Genomic DNA, 16,476 nt, shown 5'->3' with positions numbered 1-16,476 from the left:
TCCAGCATGCTCCCGTCCGGTAGACTCGTGCACCAAGAGCACCGATCCGGCCATCACCGGGGAGCTCCCGGAAGAACGCGGACCTGGTCCGTCAGTAGAACCGGGCGGGTTCGGGACCGTCACCACCCCGACGACGAGCGGTCGTGGACGTGCCGGACCGGCACCCCGCGGCAAGCGAGGTGGTACCGCGGAGCACGCTCCGTCCTCGTGGAGATCGACCGAACCCACGAGGAGCACCGGTGCCTTACCCGTTGAACGCAGACCGTTCCGACGACGCCCGCGACGGCGTCACCCCGTCGCCGTCCTTCCCCGCCGTCGAGCAGGGGATCCTCGCCTTCTGGAAGGGCGATCGCACCTTCCAGGCGTCCATCGACCAGCGCGAGGGCTGCCCGGAGTGGACGTTCTACGACGGCCCGCCCTTCGCGAACGGCCTGCCGCACTACGGCCACCTGCTGACCGGGTACGCGAAGGACGTCTTCCCGCGCTACCAGACGATGCGCGGCAAGCAGGTGCACCGCCGGTTCGGCTGGGACACCCACGGCCTGCCGGCCGAGCTCGAGGCGATGCGCCAGCTCGGCATCACCGAGAAGCACGAGATCGACGAGATGGGCGTCGACGTCTTCAACGCCGCCGCGAAGAAGTCGGTCCTGCAGTACACCGACGAGTGGCAGCAGTACGTCACCCGTCAGGCGCGCTGGGTCGACTTCGAGGACGACTACAAGACCCTCGACGTCACCTTCATGGAGAGCGTCCTCTGGGCGTGGAAGCAGCTCTGGGACAAGGGGCTCGCCTACGAGGGCTTCCGGGTCCTGCCGTACTGCTGGAACGACCAGACGCCGCTGTCGAACCACGAGCTGCGCATGGACGACGACGTCTACAAGATGCGCCAGGACCAGTCCGTCACGGTGTCGTTCCCGCTGCAGGGTGCGCGCGCCGAGTCGCTCGGGCTGGCCGGCGTGCGTGCGCTCGCCTGGACGACGACCCCCTGGACCCTGCCCACGAACGCCGCCCTGGCCGTCGGGCCGGCGGTTTCGTACGTGGTGCTCCCTGCGGGGCCGGGAGGCGCGGCTGACGGTGCCGACGCCGGTTCCGTCTCCTACCTGTTGGCTTCGGACACCGTGGCCGCCTATGCGAAGGACCTCGGCTACGAGACGGCCGAGGACGCCGCTGCCGCGGTCGTCCGCACCCTGACGGGTGCGGAGCTCGACGGCGTCGAGTACGAGCGCCTGTTCGACTTCCTGGCCGATGCCGAGGGCATGGAGCACGCCTGGCGCATCCTCGTCGCCGACTACGTCGAGACCGGCGAGGGCACCGGCATCGTGCACCAGGCGCCTGCCTACGGCGCCGACGACCAAGAGGTCTGCGCCGCCGCCGGCATCCCGGTCGTGCTGTCCCTCGACGAGGGCGGCGTCTTCACGTCGCAGTTCGGCGAGGTCGCGGGGATGCTCTGGTCGGACGCGAACAAGCCGCTGACCAAGGCCGTCCGCGACGCCGGTCGCCTGCTCCGCCAGGCGTCCTACGAGCACAGCTACCCGCACTGCTGGCGCTGCCGGAAGCCCCTCATCTACAAGGCCGTGTCGTCGTGGTTCGTCCGCGTCACCGAGCTGCGCGACCGCATGGGCCAGCTCAACCAGGACATCAACTGGGTGCCGGACAACGTCAAGGACGGCCAGTTCGGCAAGTGGGTCGGCAACGCCATCGACTGGTCGGTGTCCCGCAACCGGTACTTCGGCACGCCGATCCCGGTGTGGCAGTCGGACGACCCCGAGTACCCGCGCACCGACGTGTACGGGTCGCTCGAGGACATCGAGCGCGACTTCGGCCGCCTGCCGCTGAACGCCGAGGGCGAGGTGGACCTGCACCGCCCGTTCATCGACGACCTCACCCGACCGAACCCGGACGACCCGACCGGGCGGTCCACGATGCGCCGGATCTCCGACGTGTTCGACGTCTGGTTCGACTCCGGGTCGATGCCGTACGCCCAGGTGCACTACCCCTTCGAGAACCGGGAGTGGTTCGACTCGCACAGCCCGGCCGACTTCATCGTCGAGTACATCGGGCAGACGCGCGGCTGGTTCTACGTCATGCACGTGCTGTCCACCGCGCTGTTCGACCGTCCGGCGTTCCAGAACGTCATCAGCCACGGCATCGTGCTCGGCTCGGACGGCCAGAAGATGTCGAAGTCCCTCCGGAACTACCCGGACGTCTCCGAGGTGTTCGACCGGGACGGTGCCGACGCGATGCGCTGGTTCCTCATGTCGTCGTCGGTGATCCGCGGCGGCAACCTCGTCGTCACCGAAGAGGGGATCCGCCAGGGCGTCCGCGAGTTCCTGCTCCCGCTCTGGTCGACGTACTACTTCTTCACCCTCTACGCGAACGCCTCCGGGGCCGACGGGTACCAGGCGTCCCGTCGAACGGACAGCACCGACGTCCTCGACCGCTACCTGCTCGCGAAGACCCGGGTGCTCGTCGAGGACGTCACCACGCACCTCGACGCGCTCGACACCCCGCTCGCGGCCCAGGCCGCGCGGGACTTCGCCGACGTGCTGACGAACTGGTACGTCCGTCGGTCGCGCGACAAGTTCTGGCTCGGGGCGGAGTCCTCGCCCGAGGCCCGGGCGGCGTTCGACACGCTCTACACCGTGCTCGAGACGCTCACCCGCGTCGCCGCGCCGCTCGCCCCGCTGGTCACCGAGGAGATCTGGCGCGGTCTGACCGGCGGCCGGAGCGTCCACCTGACGGACTTCCCGGACGCCGACGAGTTCCCGGCCGACGACGCCCTCGTCGACGCCATGGACCGCGTCCGCGACGTCGCCTCGAAGGGACTCGCGCTCCGCAAGGCGACCGGCAAGCGTGTCCGCCTGCCCCTCGCCACGCTGACCCTCGTGGTGCCGGACCCGGCGGCCGTCGCCCCGTTCGCCGACATCCTCCGCGACGAGCTCAACGTCAAGCAGGTCGTGCTCGAGCAGCAGGAGGAATCCTCGCTCGGTCGCTACGGCATCGAGCGGAAGCTCACCGTCAACGCCCGCGCCGCCGGACCCCGGATCGGCAAGCAGGTGCAGCAGGTGATCCCGGCCGCCAAGCGGGGCGACTGGGTCGCGACCGAGTCCGGCGTCACCGTCGGCGGCATCGACCTGGTCGAGGGCGAGTACACGCTCGACCTCACCGTGGCCGACGACAGCGTCGCGGTGGCGTTCCTCGACGGCGGCGGCTTCGCGGTGCTCGACACCGTCACCACGCCCGAGCTCGAGGCCGAGGGGCTCGCCCGCGACGTCGTCCGCGCCGTCCAGCAGGCCCGCCGCGACGCCGACCTCGACGTCAGCGACCGGATCGCCCTGCGACTCCGGGTCACGGCCGACGCGGTGGACGCCGTCCGGACCCACGAACAGCTCATCGCGGGGGAGACCCTGTCGACGAGCGTCGACGTCGAGACGGTCGAGTTCGCGCAGAGCGAGGGCACCGACGTCGGCAACGGTGCGAAGGTGTCCGTGGAGGTGGCACGCGCATGAGCGATTACCCGGAAGAGCCGTCCGAGGACGGCATCGAGATCCCGGTCGGCCCCGCCGGCGACGTCGACCCGACGGAGTCCGTGCCGTTCGGCGCGGACGACGACGAGGTCGAGCGCGTCGAGGCGGCGCTGTACGCCCGCATCGGCGAGCAGTCGCCCGAACACCGGCTGTCGGCCACCCGGCGTGCCGTCGAGCTCCTCGGCGACCCGCACCTGTCGTACCCGGTGATCCACCTGACCGGCACGAACGGCAAGACCTCGACGGCGCGGATCGCCGAGAGCATCGTGCGCGCGCACGGGCTCCGAACCGGCCTCATGACGAGCCCGCACCTGGTGTCGATCCGGGAGCGCATCGTCATCGACGGCGCACCGATCGCGCCGGACCGCTTCGTCGAGAACTGGGACGACATCGCCCCCGTCCTCGAGCTCACCGACCAGGAGCTCACCGCCAAGGGCGAGCTCCCGCTGACCTTCTTCGAGGCGCTGACCGTCCTCGCCCTGGCGTGCTTCGCCGAGGCGCCGGTCGACGTCGCCGTGATCGAGGTCGGCATGGGCGGCGAGTGGGACTCCACGAACGTCGTGCAGAGCCAGGTGCAGGTCTTCACCCCGATCGCGATCGACCACGCGAAACAGCTCGGCAGCACCGTCGCGGAGATCGCCCGCACGAAGTCGGGGATCATCAAGCCGTCATCGTCCGTCGTGTCGAGCGCACAGGTCCCCGAGGCCCTCGCGGAGCTCCAGCGCGCGGCCGAGCTCACCGAGTCGACCCTCGCGATCGAGGGAGAGGGCTTCCGGGTCGTCGACGTGACGCCGGCCGTGGGCGGGCAGCTCATCACCGTGCAGGGGATCGCCGGCCGCTACGACGACCTGTTCCTCCCGCTGTTCGGCAAGCACCAGGCCCACAACGCCGCAGTGGCGATCGCCGCCGTCGAGTCGTTCCTCGGCCGCGGCTCGCAGCCCCTCGACGAGGACGTCCTGTCCGAGGGACTCGCCGGTGCGACCAGCCCCGGACGCCTCCAGCCGATCGCGACCGGGCCGACCGTCGTGGTCGACGCGGCGCACAACCCGCACGGTGCCCGCGCCCTCGCCGAGGCCCTGCCCGTGGCGTTCCCGTCCGAGCACGTCGTCGGCGTCGTCGGGATCCTCGGCGACAAGGACGCCCGCGGGTTCGTCCGCGCGCTCAAGGGCACCATCTCGACGTTCGTCGTCACGCAGCCCCCGGGAGACCGGGCGCTCGACGCGGACGAGTTCGCCCGGATCGTCGTCGACGAGGTCGGCGAGGACCGGGTCGTCGTCGAGCCCTCGCTCGCGGCCGCGCTGCAGGAAGCGCGCGACCTGGCGGACGAGGCGGACGCCGAGGACGCCATGGTGCTCGTCGCGGGCTCCATCGTGATGGTGGGCCGGGTCATGGACCTGGTGCACCGGGAAGGCACGGCGAAGTGACGGACGCACCACGGGCCTCCAGGCCGGGTCGTGCACCGCGCGTCCGCAAGCCGCGACGCGAACGCGGGGCGCAGGAGAGCCTGCTGTCCATCGCGCTCGTGCTCGAGGCGATCATGTTCTTCTTCCCGATGCTCGTCGTGTTCGGCAAGGGGACCCTCCCGCCGGCCGCGGCGTTCGGCGGCGGCATCGGCGCGATGGTCGTGCTGGCGCTGGCCTCACGCCTGACCGGCAAGCCCGCCGGTGTATGGTTCGGGTGGCTGCTGCAGGCGGCCATCCTCGCCACCGGGTTCATCGAACCGTTCATGTTCGCGGTCGCCGTGGTGTTCCTGGCGCTGTGGGTCTTCTGCTTCGTCAAGGGCGGTCAGCTCGACCGCATGAACGCCGCGCGCCGAGCGGCCATCGGCGAGGACTGACCACCACATTCGACCCCGAACACAGGGAGTACTGCGTGTCCGACTTCGAAGAGACCCTCGTCCTCGTCAAGCCCGACGGCGTCGCCCGCCAGCTCACCGGTGAGATCCTCCGCCGGATCGAGGCCAAGGGCTACGAGATCGTCGACCTGAAGATGCTCACGGCGCCGCGTGACCTGCTCGACGCCCACTACGAGGAGCACCAGGGCAAGCCGTTCTTCGAGCCGCTCGTCGAGTTCATGCAGTCCGGCCCGGTCGTCGCCGTGCGCGTCGCCGGCAACGGCGTCATCGCCGGCTTCCGGTCGCTCGCCGGCACCACCGACCCGACCTCGGCCGCGCCGGGCACCATCCGTGGTGACCTCGGTCGCGACTGGGGCCTCAAGGTGCAGCAGAACCTCGTGCACGGCTCGGACAGCCCCGAGTCGTCCGCGCGCGAGCTCGCGCTCTGGTTCGCCTGAGCCCGATCGAAAGACTGAACGCCTCACGCAACAGCGTGAGGCGTTCAGTCTTCGCTTTTATCCAGTGGAAGGTCTACACGATCTTCCACTTGACGCTCAGGGCTGAGCCGCCCTTGGAGCACATCGCGGAAATCAGATAGGTGCGTCCGATCCCCGGTTCGTTCCAGTGGTAGGACCGCACCGTGTTGTAGGTGATGCAGTTCAGCGTGTACTGGATCGTGCCTTTCCCGTTGCAGGTGTGCAGGAAATTGCCGTTCTGAATGACGGAAGTCGGCCCACAGTTCAATCCTGCCGCATGCGCCGGTTCGGTGCTGGCCGGCGAGAACAAGTTGAAGCCGAGGACGAGCGTGGCCACAAGAGAAAGGCCCACTACCGCAAGGACCGACTTACGGTGTCCATATCGACGGATTGACGGTTCGGTCATGTTGCTCCCCCTTACCCGAGCGAGTAGCTCGCGCCCAGAATGATGTTGTTTCCGTTGCAGCGCACATTGACGACCAAAGACTGGCCGTAATTGAAGTAGCGCGTGTACGTGTTATCGAACCCCGGGAGCAGGCATTTCACCTTGTAGGTGACCTGAGTGCCCGTGTCGCAACTCTGTACGATCTGGCCAGTACTCACGCCCGTGCGTGTGAACCCGAGCGCGCCGCACTGGTTCTTTGCCGAAGCCGGGCCAGCGAGGGCCAAGCTTCCAACGAGGACGCTCCCCAGGATCACGCCAGTTGCGATCAGTTTTTTCATTTCCCCACCTCATCTACGTTGATGTATTACCGGCAAGGTAGCGGAGCTCTGCACGCTGTGTCAACTCCATGAAAAAATGGCGGGCCACCCCGGAGGGTAGCCCGCCATTCAGCGGTCCTGCGCTACTTCGTCACGCCACCGTTCTGTTCGACGAACGCGGCGAAGGCGTCGGCGTCGGTCCAGGCACTCGTCCCCTGGGCGTTGTACTGCTTGCCGTTGACGATCACGGTTGGAGTGCCCGTGAGTTTCGGTAGGTCGGAGTTCGCGAGCGGCTCGGTGAGAACGCGGTTCGTCGCGTCGCCCACCCAGCCCTGGAACTTCTGACCAGTGATGCACTCTGCGACACTCTTGTTCGTGACGCCCGCCTTCTTGACAACTGAGGCGAGCTCGGCGTTGGTCAACCCGCGCGTGCCTTCCTCTGGTTGGTTGGCGTAGAGCGCAGTGTTCACGTCGAGGAACTTGTCCGGGTCGTAGTTCGCAACGCAAGCTGCCGCGGCAGCGGAGCGCGTCGAGTACTTCGAGCCGAGGGAAGAACGGTCCAGGAGGTTGAACGGGTGCACCTCGAGTGTTGCCGAGCCGTCCTGCACCCACTGCTTGATCTGGTCCATGTTGCCCGACTCGAACTGGTTGCAGATCGGGCAGAGGTAGTCCTCGTACACCGTGATGTTCGCGACGCTGTCGTCTTGCTTCGTGGCGGTCGGCGTGCCGCCCTCAGGGATCGCCTTCGTGCGTTCGGCCACGATCTTGCCGCTCTGACCCTTGAGGACGATTCCGTCGCTCGCCATGTTCTTCGGGCCGGGCCCGACGGGCTGGATCGAGTTCGCGATGATCAACACCACGGCGCTGATCACCGCCAAGCTCCCAACGACGATTGCGCTGACGAGCGCAATCCTGTTGCGCCGGCGTCGAGCCTGTTCCTTCTCGCGCGCCGCCTGGGCACGCTCGCGCGCGGCGTTCCGGCGCGCCTTCTTGGTCTCGTTGTCGCTCACGGACATCGAGCGTAATCGAGAGCGGAGTCGTTCCGGCATGTAGCGATTCGTCTGCCTGATCTTCGTGGGTGGATCCCAGGTTGCGAGTCGCGGCCCGGCTTGGGGAAGCGTTTCGGCCTGTGAGACGACCGCGACGGGGCGACTTCCGTTGTGTGGAGCCGATCGGCGCCGCGCGACGACGCAGGGGAGCGCCCTACGCAGCCCCGCCGTTCTGTTCGACGAACGCGGCGAACGCGTCCGTGTCGGTCAGCGAGCCGCTGTACTGCTTCCCGTTGACGATGACCGTGGGGGTGCTGGTCACCTTGTCGAGCGAGGAGTTCGGGATCGCCTCGTTGAGCACCCGGTTCGTGGCGTCACCGACCCAGCCCGCGAACCGCTGGTCCTGGATGCACGATGCGACCTTGCTGTTCGTCGCGCCGGCGGCCTTCGCCAGTGCGGCCAGCTTGTCGTTCGTCAGCCCGCGGGTGCTCTCGGACGGCTGGTTCTCGTAGAGCGACGTGTTGTACGCCAGGAACGCGTCCGGGTCGTAGTTCGCCACGCAGGCGGCCGCGGCAGCCGAGCGGGTGGAGTACTTCGACCCGAGGGACACCCGGTCGAGCAGGTTGAACGGGTGCAGTTCGAGCGTCGCCGAGCCGTCCTTCACCCACTGCTGGATCTGGGGCATCTGGCTCGTCTCGAACTGGTTGCAGTACGGGCACATGTAGTCCGAGTACACGGTGATGTTCGCCACCGAGTCGTCTTGCTTCGTCGGGGTCGGCTTCCCGCCCTCGGGCGTCGCCTTCGTCGTCACGGGCTCGATCTGGCCGCCGACGCCGTGCAGCAGGATGCCGTCGCTCGCCATGTTCGCCGGGCCGGGGCCCGCCGGCTGCACCGAGTTCGCGATCACCACGACGACGATCGCGACGACCGCGAGGCCGCCGACGATGATGCCGCTGATCCCCAGCGTCTTGTTGCGGCGCCGACGCGCCTGCTCCTTCGCACGTGCCTCGCGAGCGCGTTCCCGCGCCGACTCCCGCCGTGCCTTCTTGCCGTCGTTCTCGCTCATCGAGATCGAGCGTAGGTGCTGCCCACGCGCCGATCGGCCGTCCTGGCTGGGAAGCGACCAGGAATTCGATGACGCGTCATCGACAACGTCCAGGGAGGGTTCAGAAGGACGACAGGATCGTCGGGAACTTGATGAGGATCGTCACGATGATGAACAGGTAGTTCGCCAGCGGGAACGCCCAGCAGAAGGGGAGCAGGGCGCGACCGACCCGCTGCGTGCGGGCGCCGAAGCGACCCTGCGCGGCGTTCCAGATCGTGAACACCCAGAACAGCGGGATCGTCATCGACCAGACGAGCATGCACCACGGGCAGAGCGCGCCGATGAACCAGACGGTCTGCGTGAACAGCCACGTCACGAAGACCCACGCCAGGAAGACGCCGGCGTTGAACGCGATCCAGAACCAGCGCGAACCGTTGCGGAAGCCGGCGAGCAGCATCACCGCGACGGCGATCGGCGCGACGAAGCCCATGACGCCGAGCAGCGGGTTCGGGAAGCCGAACAGGTGCCCCTGCCAGCTGGCCATCACGTCCGAGCAGCTGATGAACGGGTTGACGTCGCAGGACAGCACCTTCTTCGGGTCCGCGTACTTCGCGAACTCGTCCAGCACGAGCGAGAACGACCCGTACAGGCCCACCAGACCGGTGATCAGGAGGAAGACCCCCATGGCGATCGGACGTCGGACGGCAGGTGCTGGCGTGCTCACGGCGTCATCATCGCATGTCCGTTCCGGTCCTTTCCGGGTGCGGCATGCGATAATCGCTCCATGTCGTGCGGCCGATCCGCGCGACGACGAAAGCTTTCCGGGCGCCGCCCGTACGATCAGGTGTGGTGAGAGCGCACCGTGACCGCGTTGCGCACGACGCACCGGTCACAAGACAGCGAACGCGGGGGCGTGGTCGCCACCCGCTACAACTACAGAATTCCCGCCGCCCGACGAGGGCGCGAGCGGGGTCAAGGAGTGCACCAGGTCCATGGTGGAGCAGAACAACGACAACACGAACAACGAAGAAGTCGCGCCGAAGCGTCGCGGTCGCCTGTTCGGCGGCCGTCGCGCCCGGTCGGCAGGCAGCCTGGAGGCACGGGGTGACGCCGCACAGGCGGCTCCGGCCGACGAGACGGTCGCGCTGACGGACGAGGCGGTCACCGCACCGGAACCGGTCACGCCACCCGCGGCGCCCGCGCTCTCGGTCGAGGTCGACGAGGTCGCCAGCCCGAGCGCCGAGCCGCACGACGTGAGCACCCTGACCGGCGACCTGCCGGTGGTGGACGCGACCGGCACGGTGGCGGTGAGCAGCGAGCGGGAGGTGAGCCGCGCCTCCCGTCCGGACGACGCAGCCGTCACCGACACGCCCGACGAGCCAGAGACACCCGCCCCGGCCGAGTCCGCCGCGTCTGCGCCCGCCGTGTCTGCGGCCGAGCCGTTCGTCCCGAAGGCGACGAGCACCCTCAGCCTGATCTTCCACGCGCCGGTCCTGCCGGCGCTGCCGGACCGCGCACACGACGTGGACGAGGACGACGACGAGCAGGGCGGCGGACGCCGTCGCTCGCGTCGTCGTGGCACCAGCGCGGACCGCGAGCCGCGCGACCTGCGGGAGCCGCGGGAGCCGCGCGAACCGCGCGACCACCAGGAGCCCCGTCGCCGCGAGGTCGAGTACATCACCGAGCCGCAGAAGGTGAAGGGCTCGACGCGGCTCGAGGCGAAGAAGCAGCGCCGCCGCGACGGCCGTGACGCCGGGCGTCGTCGCCAGGTCGTCACCGAGGACGAGTTCCTCGCCCGCCGCGAGAGCGTCGACCGCCAGATGATCGTCCGCTCGAGCTCGTCGAAGATCGAGATCGGCGTGCTCGAGGACAACGTCCTCGCCGAGCACTACGTGACGAAGTCGCACAACGTGTCGCTCATCGGCAACGTGTACCTCGGCAAGGTCCAGAACGTGCTGCCCTCGATGGAGGCGGCGTTCGTCGACATCGGGCGCGGGCGCAACGCCGTGCTCTACGCCGGCGAGGTCGACTGGGCCTCGGTCGACACCGGCAACCACGGTCGTCGCATCGAAGCCGCGCTGAAGCCCGGCGACAAGGTGCTCGTGCAGGTCACGAAGGACCCGGTCGGTCACAAGGGCGCACGCCTCACCAGCCAGGTCTCGCTGCCCGGCCGCTACCTCGTGTACGTGCCGAACGGCTCGATGAACGGGATCTCCCGCAAGCTGCCCGACACCGAGCGTGCGCGCCTCAAGAAGATCCTCAAGGAGGTCCTCCCGGAGCACGCGGGTGTCATCGTCCGCACCGCTGCCGAGGGCGCCACCGAGGAGCAGCTGACCCGCGACGTCCAGCGCCTCACCAGTCAGTGGGAGGCCATTCAGAAGAAGGTCGCAGGCGGCCAGGCACCGGTCATGCTGCACTCCGAGCCGGACCTGCTCGTCAAGATCGTCCGCGACGTCTTCAACGAGGACTTCACGAAGCTCATCATCGACGGCTCGGCCGCGCGCGAGACCATCGACGAGTACCTCACCGCCGTCGCGCCCGACCTGAAGGACCGCGTCGAGATCTACGACGGACCGGACTCCTTCGAGGAGTACCGCCTCAACGAGCAGATCGAGAAGGCCCTCGACCGCAAGGTCTGGCTGCCCTCCGGTGGTTCGCTCGTGATCGACCGCACCGAGGCCATGACGGTCGTCGACGTGAACACGGGGAAGTTCGTCGGTTCCGGCGGCAACCTCGAGGAGACCGTCACGAAGAACAACCTCGAGGCCGCCGAGGAGATCGTCCGCCAGCTCCGCCTGCGCGACATCGGCGGCATCATCGTCGTCGACTTCATCGACATGGTGCTCGAGTCCAACCGCGACCTCGTGCTGCGTCGTCTCGTCGAGTGCCTCAGCCGCGACCGCACGAAGCACCAGGTCGCTGAGGTCACCTCGCTCGGCCTCGTGCAGATGACCCGCAAGAAGATCGGCGTCGGGCTCCGCGAGTCCCTCGACGAGGTCAACGCCAAGGTCAACGACAACAACGCCGACCCGGGTCCGTCCAAGAGCCGGCGCAAGAGCCGCGGCGGCAACGGGTCGAACGGCAACGGCGGTAACGGTGGTGGCAACGGCAACGGCAGCGCGCCCGAGGCGAAGTCGTCGCAGGCACACCAGATCACCGACGACGTGAAGAACGCGCTGTCGCGGATCGCCGCATCGACCATCCCGCACGAGGAGCACGACACGCCGGCATCCGCGCCGGTGGCATCGGTCGAGAGCCCGTCGTCGCCCGTGTCGGCGTCGTCCTCGTCCTCGTCGCCCGCGTCGTCGCCGGATGCGTCCGAGCAGGGGGAGCAGTCCTCCGGCCCGAAGCGTCGTCGTCGCCGTGGCGGCCGCGGCGCGGGTGCGCCCGATACCGCGTCCACCGAGTCGACGTCGGCTTCGGAGGCTCCGGCCCAGACCGAACCCGAGGCTGCTCCGGTCGCCGAGGCCGCTCCCGTTGCCGAGGCGCCGGTGGCTGCTCGTCCCGAGGCCGCCGCACCCGCCACTCCGGTGGTCGAGGAGCAGGCGCCGAAGGCCCCGACGCGTCGTCGGGTCAGCTCCAGCGCACCGGTGACCCCGACCGAGACCTCGGTCGCGATCCTCGACATCCCGATCGCCGCCACGAAGCGCGAGCCGCGGAAGGTCAGCGGTGACGCCGAGTCGCTGCTCGACTCCGTCCTGCAGGCGCTCCCGGAGCCGAAGCAGCCGGGGCAGGGGCGTTCGCGCTCCCGCCGCGTCTCGTCGCCGAGCATCAGCGCTCCGGCGACCACCGACGGCGATACCACCGACGACGGCCCCGTGATCCTGGGGAACTGACGATGTCGAACCCGGGCGACCCGCAGCGGTCGCAGCAGGACCGCGGGTACTACGGTGCGGGCTGGCAGCAGCCCGCACCGGGCCCGCAGTCCTCGCAGCAGCAGCAGGGGCCGCCGCAGCCGTACGGCGGCGGGCAGTACGGGGCGCCGCAGTCCGGTGCACCGCAGTCCGGTCCGTTCGCCGGCCAGCAGCCCGGCCCCGGCCCGTTCGCCGGTCCGCCGTACGGCGGTCCGTCCGGTGCCCCGCAGCGCCGTCCGCGCGCCGAGGCCGACCCCCGTCGGGCCTTCGCACCGGGGGCGTCGGTCACGAACACCGCCGGGGCGCTCATCGCCGTGGTGTCGCTCGTGCTCGTGGAGTTCGTCTCCGGACTCATCGGGCTGCTCGGCACGTCACTCGTCGTGCACCCGTTCTCGTCGTACGGCGCGGGCAACAGCCTGGTCGGCGGGTTCGTCCGCGGGGTCTTCGCCTCGCCGTTCCCGTTCTACGCCGGGGCGTTCCTCGCGCTGGCGTTCCTCACACCGATCGCCCGCCGCAGTCCGCTGCCGACGGTGCTGCTCCGCGCGGTGCTCGCCGGGGCGGCCGGTACCGTCGCCCTCGCGCTCGTCGGTGTCTTCACCGGGTCCTTCGGGGCCGTCCGGTTCGGCGGAGCACGACTCGTCATCGACGTCCTGACGACCCCGCTGCAGAACGGCATCCCGTTCACCGTGATGCTGCTCGCCACCTCGACGGCCGCGTGGCTGTGGCTCGGACGCCCGCGTGGAGGACGCCGCGGCGCCGGAGCCCCCGGCACTCCCGGCACCGTGCGACCCGCCGACGCCGTGCCGCCCGCGACCGTGCAGACCGCTCCGGTCCAGCAGCAGCCGCAGCGGTACTCGCAGCAGCAGGACCCGCGCGGGCAGCAGCAGCAGTACCCGCAGACACAGCATCCGCAGGGGCAGCAGCAGCCGCCTGCGCCCCCGTACGGCGGCCAGCAGCCCCCGGCGAACCCCTGGGGTGGTCCGGCGCCCCGCTGAGCCGTCAGCGGGGCGCAGCGCCCGGTCCCCGTCTACTGGCGCGCGCCGTCCGCACAACCGAAGTTGCGCCGAACCATGCCGTGTCGCGGCTCGGGGTGACTTCCGTTGTGCGGTGCGCACTGCGGTGGTCGCGACCCGGTCGCGGCCGGGGGCTGCGTGCCGGGGCTGCGCCGCGCCTCCAGGCCGCAGCGCTGCCGCGCCGTCCCTGTGCCGGCGCGCGCCGTCCGCACAACCGAAGTCACTCCGAGCCGTGCCGTGTCCCGGCTCGGGGTGACTTCCGTTGTGCGGTGCGCACGGCGGTGGACGCGACCCCCTCGCGACCGTGGGCGACGCGCCGACGAGAGCCAGGGCGCGCCGCGCGGCCGCGGCGGGTTCAGAACACGCGCTTGTCGCGCTGGGCGACCCGCAGCCCGCTCGCGATCAGCCGGAGCACCAGCTCGCGCCCGGACACCGCCGTGGCCCCAGCGGCGACGAGTTCGTCGTACCGCGCGAGGGGCACGTCGTAGTGGTCGTGGTCGAACGCGCGGCGGGGGATCCCGGCGCGTTCGGCGAACGCGTGCAGCTCGTCGTAGGATCGGTCACTGACGAGGTGTGACCACACCGTGTCGTGCGCAGGCCAGGTCGGCGGGTCGATCAGCACGGTCACACGAGCAAGCTTACGTGTGTCGCCGTTTGACCGGACGTAGGGGCATCGAGTATTCTCGATCCCTGGTGTCAGCGGGCCGTTCTGCCTGCGTCGCCGATCGGGCCCGGCCCTCCGGGAGCCGCTCGTGCAGAAGTGGGCACCCGAGACTTCCCTCAAGCAGAGTTACGTAAGGATTTCCACGTGGTTTACGCAGTAGTGCGCGCCGGCGGCCGTCAGGAAAAGGTCGAGGTCGGGACGATCATCACGCTCGACCGTGCCAAGGCCGACGACAAGGGCAACATCGACCTCGCCCCGGTGCTCCTCGTGGACGGTGACAAGATCACGTCGGCGGCTTCCGAGCTCGCCAACGTGACCGTCACCGCCGAGGTGCTCGAGGACCTCCGCGGTCCGAAGGTCATCATCCAGAAGTTCAAGAACAAGACCGGGTACAAGAAGCGTCAGGGTTTCCGCGCTGAGCTGACCCGCGTCAAGATCACCTCGATCGCGTAAGGCGGGAGTAGAAGATGGCACACAAGAAGGGTGCGAGCTCCACTCGCAACGGTCGTGACTCGAACGCACAGCGCCTCGGCGTGAAGCGCTTCGGTGGCGAGGTCGTCAACGCCGGCGAGATCATCCTCCGCCAGCGCGGAACCCACTTCCACCCGGGCGCCAACGTCGGCCGCGGTGGCGACGACACGCTGTTCGCCCTCTCGGCCGGTTCGGTCGAGTTCGGCACCAAGGGCGGCCGCAAGGTCGTCAACATCGTCAACGCGTAACACCACTGACGATCTGACTCTGCGGGAGGGGCGGGCCACGTGCCCGCCCCTCCCGTTCTTTCTTTGCAACACCTAGGAGTGGACCCATGGCGACCTTCGTCGACCGCGTGACCCTGCACCTCAGCGCGGGCAACGGTGGCAACGGCTGCGTGTCGGTCCGCCGTGAGAAGTTCAAGCCCCTCGCCGGGCCCGACGGCGGCAACGGCGGGGACGGCGGCGACATCGTGCTCGTCGCCGACCCCAACGTGACGACGCTGCTCGGCTACCACCGTTCGCCGCACCGTTCCTCGAAGAACGGGCAGCCCGGCATGGGCGACCACCGGAGCGGCATCAGCGGGGAGACCCTCGAGCTGCCCATCCCGATCGGCACCGTCATCCACGACGAGGACGGCGAGGTGATCGCCGACATGACCGAGCCGGGCATGCGCGTCGTGATCGCCCCCGGCGGTCAGGGTGGCCTCGGCAACGCGGCGCTCTCGACCACGAAGCGCAAGGCCCCCGGCTTCGCGCTCCTCGGGACCGAAGGGTGGGCCGGCGACGTCAGCCTCGAGCTGAAGACCATCGCCGACGTGGCCCTCGTCGGGTTCCCGAGCGCCGGCAAGTCCTCGCTCATCGCCGCGATCTCCGCCGCGAAGCCGAAGATCGCCGACTACCCGTTCACGACCCTCACGCCGAACCTCGGCGTCGTCGAGTCCGGCTCCGTCCGCTTCACCGTCGCCGACGTCCCCGGCCTGATCGAGGGCGCGTCCGAGGGCAAGGGCCTCGGCCTCGAGTTCCTCCGTCACGTCGAGCGCTGCGAGGCGCTGCTGCACGTCATCGACTGCGCCACGCTCGACCCGGGCCGCGACCCGATCACCGACCTCGACGTGATCCTCGGCGAGCTCGCGCGCTACCCGGTCCCCGAGGGGCAGGTGCCGCTGCTCGAGCGTCCGCAGATGATCGCGCTGAACAAGGTCGACGTGCCCGAGGCTGCCGAACTCGCCGAGTTCGTCACCGCGGAACTCGAATCGCGTGGCTACCGGGTCTTCCCGATCTCCACCGCGTCCCGCAAGGGCCTGCGCGAGCTGACGTTCGCGCTGGCCGACGTCGTGGAGCAGGCACGCGCCTCCCGGGCTGCCGAGCCGGTGCCGGAGCGCATCGTGCTCCGTCCCAAGGCGGTCGACGAGAAGCCGTACACGATCCGCGCCGAAGGCGGGGAGGAGCACCGCTTCTACCGCATCCGCGGATCCAAGCCGGAGCGCTGGGTGCAGCAGACCGACTTCACCAACGAAGAGGCCATCGGCTACCTCGCGGACCGCCTGGCGAAGCTCGGCGTCGAGGACGGCCTGTTCAAGGCCGGAGCCGTCGCCGGGTCCACCGTCGTCATCGGTGGCGACGGCGGCACGGTCTTCGACTGGGAGCCGACGCTCACCTCGACCGCCGAGCTCATCACGAGCGCCCGCGGAACCGACTCGCGCATCGGGGCGACCTCGCGTCCGACCCGCAACGAGCGCCGCGAGGAGTACTTCGAGCGGATGGACGCCAAGGCCGCGGCCCGCGCCGAGCTCGAGCAGGAGCGCGTCGCCGGCCTCTGGGTCGACGACGACGAGACCGACGGGACCGTCGTCACCGACGCATCGGTGACCGGCGCGGACCAGGGCGACAGGGACTGAA

15 protein-coding genes are annotated in these 16,476 nt (G+C 69.5%); 9 read left to right on the top strand and 6 right to left on the bottom strand.

The genetic code is table 11. The features are described 5' to 3' along the window. Positions 1 to 239: 239 nt before the first annotated feature. The 4 genes from ileS to ndk are packed head-to-tail and all read left to right on the top strand — an operon-like array spanning position 240 to position 5,819. Positions 240 to 3,509 carry an isoleucine--tRNA ligase gene (ileS, locus tag EDF64_RS00235; protein ID WP_133518117.1) on the top strand — a complete coding sequence of 1,090 codons (3,270 nt, stop codon included), beginning with the start codon at positions 240 to 242 and terminating at the stop codon, positions 3,507 to 3,509. Beyond that, positions 3,506 to 4,951: a bifunctional folylpolyglutamate synthase/dihydrofolate synthase gene (locus tag EDF64_RS00230; protein ID WP_133518116.1), complete on the top strand. Its 1,446-nt coding sequence runs from the start codon at positions 3,506 to 3,508 to the stop codon at positions 4,949 to 4,951. The genes ileS and EDF64_RS00230 overlap by 4 nt, the downstream gene beginning before the upstream one ends. After that, positions 4,948 to 5,364: a DUF4233 domain-containing protein gene (locus tag EDF64_RS00225; RefSeq protein WP_071293754.1), complete on the top strand. Its 417-nt coding sequence runs from the start codon at positions 4,948 to 4,950 to the stop codon at positions 5,362 to 5,364. The genes EDF64_RS00230 and EDF64_RS00225 overlap by 4 nt, the downstream gene beginning before the upstream one ends. Positions 5,365 to 5,399: 35 nt before the next feature. Further along, a complete protein-coding gene (gene ndk / locus EDF64_RS00220) occupies positions 5,400 to 5,819 on the top strand; it encodes a nucleoside-diphosphate kinase (RefSeq protein ID WP_071293755.1) in 420 nt (139 codons plus the stop codon). Between the two features lie 73 nt (positions 5,820 to 5,892). Here the strand turns inward: ndk and EDF64_RS00215 are convergent, their stop codons facing one another. The 5 genes from EDF64_RS00215 to EDF64_RS00195 all read right to left on the bottom strand — a co-directional run bounded on the left by EDF64_RS00215 (position 5,893) and on the right by EDF64_RS00195 (position 9,297). Continuing rightward, on the bottom strand, positions 5,893 to 6,243 hold the full coding sequence (locus EDF64_RS00215) for a hypothetical protein (RefSeq protein WP_133518115.1): 351 nt from the start codon (positions 6,241 to 6,243) through the stop codon (positions 5,893 to 5,895). Positions 6,244 to 6,254: 11 nt separating this feature from the next. Continuing rightward, positions 6,255 to 6,560, bottom strand: coding sequence for a hypothetical protein (locus EDF64_RS00210; protein WP_133518114.1), 306 nt, complete (start codon positions 6,558 to 6,560; stop codon positions 6,255 to 6,257). A gap of 122 nt (positions 6,561 to 6,682) precedes the next feature. Further along, a complete protein-coding gene (locus EDF64_RS00205) occupies positions 6,683 to 7,549 on the bottom strand; it encodes a DsbA family protein (protein WP_166645541.1) in 867 nt (288 codons plus the stop codon). A 193-nt stretch (positions 7,550 to 7,742) separates the two neighbouring features. Further along, positions 7,743 to 8,594, bottom strand: a complete 852-nt coding sequence (locus tag EDF64_RS00200; protein WP_133518112.1) for a DsbA family protein — start codon at positions 8,592 to 8,594, stop codon at positions 7,743 to 7,745. Between the two features lie 100 nt (positions 8,595 to 8,694). Beyond that, on the bottom strand, positions 8,695 to 9,297 hold the full coding sequence (locus EDF64_RS00195) for a vitamin K epoxide reductase family protein (RefSeq protein WP_243736181.1): 603 nt from the start codon (positions 9,295 to 9,297) through the stop codon (positions 8,695 to 8,697). Positions 9,298 to 9,565: 268 nt separating this feature from the next. On the opposite strand from EDF64_RS00195, the gene EDF64_RS00190 reads away from it, so the two are divergent. Together EDF64_RS00190 and EDF64_RS00185 are read left to right on the top strand one after the other, a co-directional pair. Beyond that, complete coding sequence (locus EDF64_RS00190; protein WP_133518111.1) at positions 9,566 to 12,409, top strand: Rne/Rng family ribonuclease; 2,844 nt, start codon at positions 9,566 to 9,568, stop codon at positions 12,407 to 12,409. A 2-nt stretch (positions 12,410 to 12,411) separates the two neighbouring features. Continuing rightward, positions 12,412 to 13,422, top strand: a complete 1,011-nt coding sequence (locus EDF64_RS00185) for a hypothetical protein (protein WP_133518110.1) — start codon at positions 12,412 to 12,414, stop codon at positions 13,420 to 13,422. Positions 13,423 to 13,795: 373 nt separating this feature from the next. Here the strand turns inward: EDF64_RS00185 and EDF64_RS00180 are convergent, their stop codons facing one another. Then, positions 13,796 to 14,068 (bottom strand): DUF4031 domain-containing protein, encoded by a 273-nt coding sequence (locus tag EDF64_RS00180; protein ID WP_071293760.1) that lies wholly within the window; start codon positions 14,066 to 14,068, stop codon positions 13,796 to 13,798. A gap of 180 nt (positions 14,069 to 14,248) precedes the next feature. Here EDF64_RS00180 and rplU point away from each other — a divergent pair, with 180 nt between their 5' ends. From rplU to obgE, 3 genes are all read left to right on the top strand, one after another. Further along, positions 14,249 to 14,557: a 50S ribosomal protein L21 gene (gene rplU, locus EDF64_RS00175; RefSeq protein WP_071293761.1), complete on the top strand. Its 309-nt coding sequence runs from the start codon at positions 14,249 to 14,251 to the stop codon at positions 14,555 to 14,557. 14 nt (positions 14,558 to 14,571) lie between these two features. Further along, the gene (gene rpmA / locus EDF64_RS00170) at positions 14,572 to 14,823 is read left to right on the top strand and encodes a 50S ribosomal protein L27 (protein ID WP_022905368.1); all 252 of its coding nucleotides are present in this window, start codon (positions 14,572 to 14,574) and stop codon (positions 14,821 to 14,823) included. 86 nt (positions 14,824 to 14,909) lie between these two features. Then, positions 14,910 to 16,475, top strand: a complete 1,566-nt coding sequence (gene obgE / locus EDF64_RS00165) for a GTPase ObgE (RefSeq protein WP_133518109.1) — start codon at positions 14,910 to 14,912, stop codon at positions 16,473 to 16,475. Position 16,476 lies beyond the last annotated feature (1 nt).

It is taken from the genome of Curtobacterium flaccumfaciens, from assembly GCF_004361695.1.
Taxonomy (GTDB): Bacteria; Actinomycetota; Actinomycetes; order Actinomycetales; family Microbacteriaceae; genus Curtobacterium; species Curtobacterium flaccumfaciens_B.
The sequence above is the reverse complement of the archived record's forward strand: the minus strand, read 5'-3'. Positions and strand labels throughout refer to the sequence as shown.

What these genes read in the sequence shown, in the direction of transcription:
- EDF64_RS00190 (WP_133518111.1), top strand. Translation starts at nt 9,566, where the DNA reads ATGGTGGAGCAGAACAACGACAACACGAACAACGAAGAAGTCGCGCCG.
- EDF64_RS00185 (WP_133518110.1), top strand. Translation starts at nt 12,412, where the DNA reads ATGTCGAACCCGGGCGACCCGCAGCGGTCGCAGCAGGACCGCGGGTAC.
- EDF64_RS00200 (WP_133518112.1), bottom strand. Translation starts at nt 8,594, where the DNA reads ATGAGCGAGAACGACGGCAAGAAGGCACGGCGGGAGTCGGCGCGGGAA.
- EDF64_RS00215 (WP_133518115.1), bottom strand. Translation starts at nt 6,243, where the DNA reads ATGACCGAACCGTCAATCCGTCGATATGGACACCGTAAGTCGGTCCTT.
- obgE (WP_133518109.1), top strand. Translation starts at nt 14,910, where the DNA reads ATGGCGACCTTCGTCGACCGCGTGACCCTGCACCTCAGCGCGGGCAAC.
- EDF64_RS00230 (WP_133518116.1), top strand. Translation starts at nt 3,506, where the DNA reads ATGAGCGATTACCCGGAAGAGCCGTCCGAGGACGGCATCGAGATCCCG.
- EDF64_RS00210 (WP_133518114.1), bottom strand. Translation starts at nt 6,560, where the DNA reads ATGAAAAAACTGATCGCAACTGGCGTGATCCTGGGGAGCGTCCTCGTT.
- rpmA (WP_022905368.1), top strand. Translation starts at nt 14,572, where the DNA reads ATGGCACACAAGAAGGGTGCGAGCTCCACTCGCAACGGTCGTGACTCG.